Below are 9,160 nucleotides of genomic sequence, written 5' to 3' on the forward strand. Positions count from 1 at the left end.
AAAGGTATAGTTATGTCAGACCAATTAAAAGATTTACTGAACAATTCAAACTACATAATTGCACTGACCGGCGCGGGGGTGTCAACACTGTCAGGTATTCGTGATTTTCGAGGTAAAAATGGACTATATAAAGATTTTAATGCCGATAAAATTTTTGATATAGGTTATTTCTTTCACGAGCCGGAATACTACTACACTCAAACCAAAGACTTTATTTATGGACTGGATAAGTATCAGCCAAACCTTATTCATAAAACTTTAGCAGAATTGGAACAAAAGAATATCATTCGCGCTATCATAACCCAGAATATTGATATGCTTCATACCAGAGCCGGTTCGCAGAATGTCATAGAAATACACGGTTCGCCGGAAGCGCATTACTGCACGGATTGTCAGCGGAAATATTCTTTTGCGGAAATCGCGCCTATTGTTAAAGACAATAAAGTGCCGCATTGCGATAAATGCAACGGACTAATCAAGCCCGAGATCGTGTTTTTTGGCGAAATGTTAAATGAAAAAACTCTAGCTAACGCTTATACGGAAATTTCAAAAACTGACCTTATGCTTGTACTTGGTTCGTCGCTTGTTGTTCAGCCTGTCGGTTACTTTCCTCGAATGGTTGTCGAAAATGGCGGTAAAGTCATTATCGTAAATGATATGCCGACACCATTAGACGAACTGGCAGAAATGCGGTTTAACGATTTGCAGGAGTTTATAAAAGAAATTATCTGAGCTCAGAGGGCGGCCATATTTTGTTGACACCCCTAAAATAATATAATAAACTATTTTCCCTTGTTTTAGGGAATGGAGCAATTATGAAAAATGCCGTGATACAGGAGATCGAAAACAGGCAAAAGAAAGCCGAGATAGGCAATTTCCGCGCTGGCGATACTGTCAAAGTGCATCAACGCCTTATTGAAGGCGTCGGTGACAAGAAAAAAGAAAGGATACAGGTTTTTGAAGGCGTGGTCATCAGCCGGCACGGTAGCGGCGTCAATGAAATGGTCTCCGTGCGCAAAGTGGTTGACGGCGTGGGTGTGGAAAAGATGTTTCCCATACATACTAAGACGGTGGCCAGGATCGAGCTGGTCAAATACGGCAAAGCCAGACGCGCTAGATTGTTTTACCTGCGTGACTTGATCGGTTCGAAGATCACCCGCGTCAAAGAAGATTTGCAGAAAAACATTGAGGCAGCCGCTAGAAAATCAGCCTTGCGTAAAGAACAGGATAAAGCGCGTGAACAGGCTAAGCTGGCCGAAAAAGCCGCCAAAGCCGCCGCCGATACGCCAGCCGCGCCGCCAGCGTAATGTTTTTTCAGAAAAAAAACAATGAGCTAAAACCCAGGAAAAAAGAATCGATCTGGTCGATACTGGGCGTTATTATTTTTGCGCTGCTTTTGAAAGCGACGGTTTTGACGATTTTTATCATTCCGTCGGGGTCGATGATCCCAACGCTAAATATCGGTGATGTACTGATCGTCAACCGCCTGTATTTTGGCCTGTCCAATCCTCTGCGCGAGGCCTGGTATGCCGACAAATTGCTTTTTGTTCTGCCCAACCCCTGGTTTCAATCCCAATCCCCGCTGGTCAAAACCCGTTTTTTGTTAAATTTCGGCGTGAAGCCAAAACGGCTGGATATTGTGATTTTCAAAGTGCCGCTTGCGCCGCAGCCCGCGCGCGAGTACGTGTATGAAATTGACGGAAAAACCATGCGCGCCTATTTTATTCAGCCCGGACGCGCCGGCATGGATTATGTGAAGCGCTGCATCGGCCTGCCGGGCGATGTAGTTGAGTTGCGTAACGGCCGCGTGCTGGTCAACGGCGAGTATTTGCCGGGGCAGGATAAATTTACCTGGCACAATGATAATAGTTATTACGGGCCGCTCAAAGTGCCGGCTGGGCATTACTTCGTGCTGGGAGACAACCGGCCGCACAGCTCGGACAGCCGTTACTGGGGTTTTGTGCCGGAAGATCATCTGGTCGGCGTAGCGCGCTGGATCGCCCTGCCGCCGTGGCGCTGGCGGATACTAAAATAAAATTTTCAGTAAAAGATCCCCGCCAATCTCCTGAACAGAGCAAATTTTGGCGTGATAGAATTCTGATAGTTTATTGATACCGAGCTCGCCAAATACTGGCAGCGCGCCGCCGCCTAAAATTTTGGGCGCGATAAATAACCGCCATTCATTGACCAGACCGCTTTTAAGAAAAGCCGTGTTTACCGCCGCGCCGCCCTCGACCAGGATCGAGCAGATCTGGAATTTCCTATAGAGAAAACGCAAGGCTTTTTTTAGCGCCGCCGCCGAGTGTATATTGCCCTGAGCGGGCAGACCTTTGGCTATGTCGCCGAGAAAAAGCGCCTGGGGATCATTGAGGAGCTTGACGCCGCGGGGAAAATCCCCGCGCGCGCCGAGGACGATCTTGTAATTTTCTTTTTTGATCCCGGGCAGACGGATATTTAGGCGCGGATCGTCTTGAAGCACGGTATTTTTTCCGACCAGCACGGCGTCATGCGCCAGTCTCAAACGCTGCCCGGCCGCGCGCGCTTCCGGCCCGGTGATCCATTTGCTCCGGCCGCGCGCGTCAGCGATCTTGCCGTCCAGCGTAACGGCGGATTTAAGCGTGATGTACGGCAGTCCGGCGGTTTGATTGTGGAAAAAAACTTTGTTCAGCTCCCGCGCCTCTGCCTCTAAAACCGGATAAACTACTTCCAGGCCGGCTTTTTTTAAAAGACGCGCGGGATCAAGTCCGTGGACTTGGGGATCGGGATCGCGGACAGCGAAGACGACTTTTTTTATTCCAGCCTCAATAATGATGTCCGTGCAAGGCGGCGTTCGTCCATGATGCGCGCAGGGCTCCAGCGAGACGTACAGAGCCGCGCCGCGCGCGCAGTTTTTAATCGGATTTTTTCCAGCGAGGTTGAGTATGGCCTCGCGTTCGGCGTGGTTTTTTCCGCAGGCGCGGTGATACCCCTCGGCAATAATTTTTCCGCCTTTGACGATCACCGCGCCGACCAGCGGATTGGGCGAAACGTAGCCTGTCCCTTTCCGCGCCAGCTCAAAAGCGCGACGCATAAAAAATTCGTCCTGATTTTGCATGGTAAAATTATACTATAAAGCCGAGCCCTGCTTCTTAATAATACGCCACGATCCTGATAATCTCTTTTCTTATATCTATCCGGCAATAGGGTAAACATTTGATGTGGCCTTTCAAGACATTATATTGCCAGCGGTATAAACAATCCTCTCTGCGTTGTTCCTCGTCCAGCTCGGACACTTTCAAGGTAATTCCGTCCAGACGTTCACCCCGCCTTTGATCTTTAGGCAAATGCCTGGCGGTCTCGATAAAATTAATATAATCAAAATAATTTTTTTCCTGTTTCACCACATCCTGCGTGCGGTGTGTGTCTACATTGCAGTCTGTCAGATACTGCAAAAATTCCGCATCGTCCTGATGCTTTATCCAGTATTCGTAATCGGTAAGTTCTTCCTTAATATTCCGCGCCGGCATCCGATCTCTGAAAGAATAATTGCCGCTGAAACGTTCCCAGATCTGCTCCTGCTGAACAGCCAGCGTCGTGCGGGATAAATCCACTCCCTGCATCTCCAGATCAGCCCGGACATCGGCAAATTTTCTTTTTCGCTTATACCAGCTGTATTCCAGCGTAGCGCTGCCCGGAATAACCTGGCCGCTGGCATTATAGGCCGCAACAAAATATTCCTTTTGTTTTTCTAATCTGGCGAGGCCCCAATCTTTATTATTGGAGTTGCTGGTATAAACTGTTTTTTCCGTATCAGCAATTAGCATGTCTATTACTCGTAAGTTTTTTATAATTGTTGCAAATGATATACTAATAACTCTATGAAAGTCATCGGCATCACCGGCACCAACGGCAAAACGACCACCACGCATATTGTCTGCGAGATTTTGCAAAAAGCTGGTTATAAAACCGCCAAGATCGGCACGATCACCAACCGCCTGACCACGCCGTCGCCCTGGGAATTAGCGGAGATTTTTGAGCAGGAAAGACGCCGCGGCACGGAATATTTGGTCATGGAAGTTTCCTCGCACGGCATTCATCAAGACCGCGTCAAGGGGATTTTTTTTCACGTCAAAGCGTTGACCAATATCACGCGCGACCATCTGGATTATCACAAGACTTTCCGCGCCTACAAAAAAGTGAAGTACGGCTGGTTAAAACGTGGCTGCGGGATAAAAATAACTCCGCGTGACTGGCGCCGGGAAAAAATCGATTTTACGCATCCGTTCATTGGTAAATTTAACGAACACAATATGCAGACCGCGCTGGCCGTCCTGAAAAGCCTGAATATTTTGCCGGAAAAAAAATTAAAAAAACTTTTCGCCGGATTATCTCCTATCCCCGGCCGTTTTGAGGTCATTCAGCAAAACCCCGGCGTTATTGTCGATTATGCCCACACGCCCGATGGTCTGGAAAATCTCCTGAACGCCGTGTCCGATTTGCGCCAAAAACAAAAATCCCGCGGCCGCCTTATCACGGTTTTTGGCTGCGGTGGAGACCGGGACAAAGGGAAACGGCCTAAAATGGGGCGGCTGGCGCTGCGCAAAAGCGATATTTGTTTGGTAACTTCGGATAATCCACGCACGGAAAAACCAGAGGCAATTATTCAAGACATTTTGGCCGGTATGCATCAGGGCTTTTTTAGCCGGCGCAAAAAAATTATCGTGCAGGCCGACCGGCGTCAGGCGATCCAGCAGGCCGTGCGGCTGGCGCAGGCTGAAGATCTTGTCGTGCTGGCCGGCAAGGGACATGAGACTTATCAGGTGCTCGGCCGGAAAAAGCAGCATTTCGATGACCGCGAAGAAGCGAAAAAGGCGCTAAAAAAATGCCGGCAAAAATAATCCGCTTACCCACCAAAGTCGTATCGATCGGTTCCGTAAAAATCGGCGGGCGGAATCCGATCGCCGTGCAGTCGATGACCAACACATTCACGACCGATGTCAAAGCGACTGTTCAACAAATTAAAGACTGTGCCGCGGCCGGCTGCAATATTATCCGCGTGGCTGTCCCTGACCAAAAAGCGCTGGAGGCTTTTGCTGGTATAAAAAAACTCTCACCTCTACCGGTCGTGGCAGACATTCATTTTGATTACCGTCTGGCCATCGGCGCGCTCGAAGCTGGCGCGGACAAAATACGCCTCAATCCGGGCAACATTCAAGGCGCGGCCAAATTAAAAGAAATCATCGTCGCGGCTAAAAAGAGGCATATTCCCATCCGCATTGGCGCGAATTCCGGCTCGGCCAAAAAGGATCTAGCGCGGCTGGCTGTAGAATATTGTGAGTTTTTTGAGGCGCGGAAATTCCGGAATATTGTGCTTTCGCTCAAATCCTCTTCGGTGCGCGATTCACTGGACGCCTACACGCGCATAGCGCGAAAACGCAATTACCCTCTGCATGTTGGCATTACCGAAGCCGGCACGGAATATTACGGCGCTATAAAATCGGCGGTGGGCCTTGGCGCGCTGCTTAGCCGCGGGCTGGGCGACACGGTGCGGGTCTCGCTCACCGCCGCTCCGGTACAGGAAGTTACCGCCGCGCGCTATATACTCAAGTCTTTAGGGCTGCTTGCCTGCCCCGAAGTCATTTCCTGCCCCACCTGCGGCCGCACGCAGATCGATATTATCAGATTGGCCAAGCAAGTCGAGCAAAAGCTGCAAGAAATAAATAAAAATATCACTGTCGCCGTGATGGGCTGCGCGGTCAACGGCCCCGGCGAAGCCGCGCACGCGGATTACGGCATTGCCGGCGGCAAAGGGCGGGGCCTTATTTTCGCCAGGGGAAAAAAATTAAAAACTGTGCCGGAAAAAAATCTAGTAGCTGAACTTTTTAAACTGATCGAACGCGCTTAAAGTTTTTTAAGAGGTTCGTTCAAAAACACAACACAAAAAATCACTGCATTTTTTCCGCTTTCAACTCGATTTATTTATAGAGGTTAGTATGTGATTAGTTACGAAAGGAACTGGTTATGTATACCAAGCAAATCAGTATGCGAGAATACTGGAAGAACAAACGAGCCACAATAATTAGCGCAATACACGACCGAGACGAAATCCGCATACACAACATACTAGAGGCAGTTTCTAGCGAGGAATTTAAAAATAGTATAAACGACAGTATGTTTCACTATTCTACACGGGAAGATTATCAAAACAAAGCAAACCCTTTAACTCCGGCACAAACAGCTCGCGGAATTCTAATATCTTTAGGAATAGTTCCTCAGAGTTTGCAAAACTATGGCCTGCCAAAATGCGAATTGGTCATCAGCCTGCATGCTATAGGCAAAGCTCTTGGCCAGCCGGAATCAGCCGATGCAGCCGGCAGAGATGGTACGGATGAATTTCACAGCCACTCTGTAAAAAAGGAAGATATAGAAAATCTAACCGCTTTGATTGCGCGCCCCCTGGCCATACTGCCTAATCCGGCTGCTACTGAGAATGAAAAATCCTATTTACTGATTTTAGACGCGGTGGATGAAAATGGCAATCAACTGGTCGCGCCAGTTCGTCTGCCACAGGGCAATTTTGAGCAGGCTTTTATTCCTACTATTTATGGAGAGACCGCCAAAAAGTTATTAAACATGAAAGATGAACAAGGCAGTGTTTACTGGTCTGAAGATATACAGTTAACTAATAATATCGAAAATCTTGTTTACAACGAAGCAATTAAAACACACAGCTTTGACTCTATAAGCAGTGAAAACTTTGACCTAAGGCAGGAGCTTTTCGACGAAGAACACCTGAGAGTTGATTTGGAAAATTCAACCCTGTTGATTGACTTGTTTGCCAAATATAAACTGGAATCCCGTGAATTATTTGATGATACAGGCCTATTTGTTGTGCGTCCGTTAAACAGTCAAACGCCTTTTCCCTACGGTATTATTACTTGGAAATTCAGCAATCTTACCGATAGCCAAGGCGCGCCGATTAAAAATTCTAGAGGAAAGTTAATCATCTGGTTTTGCGCCAAACGAAAGTCTGAGGGTGCTATTTGGCAGCAGGCTAGGAATATGTTTTCCTCGCCACAATAAACTCCAACGGGAAAAATTTTGCAACACTTGTGGAGAACTTTCGATTAGTAAGTGTTATGCAAATTTTTTCAAACAAGTTTATTTCCTCTGCCGAAAAACAGAATGTTTTTCTCAACCCAGTGAATAAACTACAGATCAGTAAGCCCAATATAAAAAGCTTGACTCAAGACGTCGTTGGATTTTCGACATTCGTTCTGCGTGAGCGTATCAGCCGCAGCCTGCCTTTGGTCGGAGAAGTAATGCTCAGCCGCCTAAAATGTGATCCGCTTAATTATCCTTTGGAATTTTGGTTTCCAGCAGTCAGGCTTAACCTTCAAGGCCAAGATAATATCCTGACTATTTCCGCAAACTCCTTGGGCTATCTGCGGCATAACGGGGTTTATGTGCTGGGATTGGAGTCGCCTCTGGAAATACAACTTACAGACAGCCTGGCCTACGCTAACGCGGTCTATGCGACCTTTGACGGCAAAGCCCGCGGTGTAATGTTCAATAATGATTTTAAAAACTTTCCTGTGCCAGAGCTTGGAAAATTAGCCGTAACCAATGTTTACTTATCTTTCGCCACGAACTATTTTACATTGACGCTGAGCGATGACTTGCCTTTTGAACTGCCCTTTTTGCAAAATCTCCGGGCTGGCGGAGTGCGTTTGGACAATGTCGGCAAAATTATTGCCTACACATTCAAAGAACCTCTAGTGCGCCCGGCAAAAGATTTTGGTCTTGCCGCCAATTATAATCTTTATATTATCGAAATCGGTCTTATAAATGCGAATCGTTACTCTTGCTTGCTGCTACCAACCCAGCATTGCTCCGCCAGACTGATGATTTTGAATTCACAGGGTCAGGCGCGTATTCTGAAATAACGACGATCCTTATTGGTTGAGGAGCTTTTTAAACTGATCGAACGTTAAACTACTTAACCTGACAAAACTGGACTAAATATTTTTGGTGTAAATTGTTCAACAAATTACAGGCGTCGCGGTTGTACTTGGTCAGCAGATTTAGGGATTCCGGCGGCGGGCTGGCCGGAGGCTTGAGCAGTTCGTAAACAGCCAGTCCAAAAGCTTCGGCAAGTTTCAGCATGGTGGTCGGCGACACCCATCTGCGTCCGGTTTCGATCGCGCTGACAAAATTGACCGAAACATTTATTTTTTCCGCCAGCTCTTCCTGCGACCAGGCATAACGGCTGCGGCATAACTTAACATTGTGACCTAAAAGTTGAAATAAATCTTTTTCCTGCATAACACTACTCCTATTAGAGTGATATTATTCTCTCTTATTGACAAATATACCAATTACTGTTAGAATTAGTATAAAATGTCTATTAGTCACTATTTAGAGGGGGTATCTTTATGGCCAACGATTACACAGACAATTTTGCAGGAGAGCCGTATTTTATCAGTAAAGGCGAACCGCTTTCGGCGGCGGGCATGACCGCGGCGCTGAATACCAGAGAAAAGGTGGCGAATAAAGCAACCAGCCTATCCAGCGCGTCTACCGATGACGAGTATCCGTCTGCCAAAGCGGTTTACGAAAGCGCGATACACAAAACTGGAAACGAAACGATAACCGGCGTCAAAACTTTTGGCAAAACTGGCGAGGCGGCTGAACCAAAATTAGGCGCGGCCAAGACAACTGACGCTGCCAATGACGGCACAAAATTCGCCACCGAGGCGCAAGTGTATAATCTCGCGCAACAACTGGCCAATGTATTATTGCCGAAAGGTATGATACTGGCGATGAACGCCAGCAGCTGGCTGAACGCTGGCGCGGTGTTCCAAAGCAACTGGAAGGTCTGCGATGGCACAGGCGGCACGCCGGACTTGCGCGGCAGATTTTTGCGCGGCGGAACGGCGAGTGATAGCCCGACCGGCGGCGGAAAAATGACTTTAGCCAAAGAACACTTACCGTCGCACGGACACTCCGCCTCGATCAGCGGCGGCAGCCACGAGCACCGTTTCATTTTCGACCACAATCCACAAAATATCGGACAGAGTTGTGCTGGTGTATATGGCGGTACAGATAAATACCTTTCAGGAGCTAATGCTATGGGCCTCTTTGAAACAGGCATGGCTTCGCCTAGAAATATAGCGACGAA

10 protein-coding genes and 1 pseudogene are annotated in these 9,160 nt (G+C 47.8%); 8 read left to right on the forward strand and 3 right to left on the reverse strand.

Going from position 1 to position 9,160, the window contains the following annotated elements; all coding sequences use genetic code 11:
* Positions 1-12 precede the first annotated feature (12 nt).
* From LBJ25_05000 to lepB, 3 genes and pseudogenes are all read left to right on the forward strand, one after another.
* Complete coding sequence (locus LBJ25_05000; protein ID MDR1453313.1) at positions 13-732, forward strand: NAD-dependent protein deacylase; 720 nt, start codon at positions 13-15, stop codon at positions 730-732.
* An 83-nt stretch (positions 733-815) separates the two neighbouring features.
* Positions 816-1,178: pseudogene (gene rplS, locus LBJ25_05005) on the forward strand (50S ribosomal protein L19).
* Positions 1,179-1,306: 128 nt separating this feature from the next.
* On the forward strand, positions 1,307-2,035 hold the full coding sequence (gene lepB, locus LBJ25_05010) for a signal peptidase I (protein ID MDR1453314.1): 729 nt from the start codon (positions 1,307-1,309) through the stop codon (positions 2,033-2,035).
* On the opposite strand, the gene ribD is transcribed toward lepB, so the two are convergent.
* Positions 2,027-3,094: a bifunctional diaminohydroxyphosphoribosylaminopyrimidine deaminase/5-amino-6-(5-phosphoribosylamino)uracil reductase RibD gene (gene ribD, locus LBJ25_05015; protein ID MDR1453315.1), complete on the reverse strand. Its 1,068-nt coding sequence runs from the start codon at positions 3,092-3,094 to the stop codon at positions 2,027-2,029. The genes lepB and ribD overlap by 9 nt on opposite strands.
* A gap of 34 nt (positions 3,095-3,128) precedes the next feature.
* Positions 3,129-3,803: a hypothetical protein gene (locus LBJ25_05020; protein MDR1453316.1), complete on the reverse strand. Its 675-nt coding sequence runs from the start codon at positions 3,801-3,803 to the stop codon at positions 3,129-3,131.
* 54 nt (positions 3,804-3,857) lie between these two features.
* Here LBJ25_05020 and LBJ25_05025 point away from each other — a divergent pair, with 54 nt between their 5' ends.
* The 4 genes from LBJ25_05025 (at position 3,858) to LBJ25_05040 (ending at position 7,925) form a co-directional block, all read left to right on the forward strand.
* A complete protein-coding gene (locus tag LBJ25_05025) occupies positions 3,858-4,877 on the forward strand; it encodes a UDP-N-acetylmuramoyl-L-alanyl-D-glutamate--2,6-diaminopimelate ligase (GenBank protein ID MDR1453317.1) in 1,020 nt (339 codons plus the stop codon).
* Entirely contained in the window at positions 4,862-5,884 is a 1,023-nt protein-coding gene (gene ispG / locus LBJ25_05030; protein ID MDR1453318.1) for a flavodoxin-dependent (E)-4-hydroxy-3-methylbut-2-enyl-diphosphate synthase, read from the forward strand. The genes LBJ25_05025 and ispG overlap by 16 nt, the downstream gene beginning before the upstream one ends.
* Positions 5,885-6,000: 116 nt before the next feature.
* Positions 6,001-7,062, forward strand: a complete 1,062-nt coding sequence (locus LBJ25_05035; GenBank protein MDR1453319.1) for a hypothetical protein — start codon at positions 6,001-6,003, stop codon at positions 7,060-7,062.
* Positions 7,063-7,118: 56 nt separating this feature from the next.
* Positions 7,119-7,925, forward strand: a complete 807-nt coding sequence (locus LBJ25_05040) for a hypothetical protein (protein MDR1453320.1) — start codon at positions 7,119-7,121, stop codon at positions 7,923-7,925.
* Positions 7,926-7,974: 49 nt separating this feature from the next.
* On the opposite strand, the gene LBJ25_05045 is transcribed toward LBJ25_05040, so the two are convergent.
* Positions 7,975-8,304 carry a helix-turn-helix domain-containing protein gene (locus tag LBJ25_05045; GenBank protein ID MDR1453321.1) on the reverse strand — a complete coding sequence of 110 codons (330 nt, stop codon included), beginning with the start codon at positions 8,302-8,304 and terminating at the stop codon, positions 7,975-7,977.
* 110 nt (positions 8,305-8,414) lie between these two features.
* On the opposite strand from LBJ25_05045, the gene LBJ25_05050 reads away from it, so the two are divergent.
* Positions 8,415-9,160 (forward strand): hypothetical protein (locus LBJ25_05050; protein MDR1453322.1); only part of this gene is annotated, 746 nt, incomplete at its 3' end.

Source organism: Candidatus Margulisiibacteriota bacterium (genome assembly GCA_031268855.1).
GTDB lineage: Bacteria > Margulisbacteria > Termititenacia > Termititenacales > Termititenacaceae > Termititenax.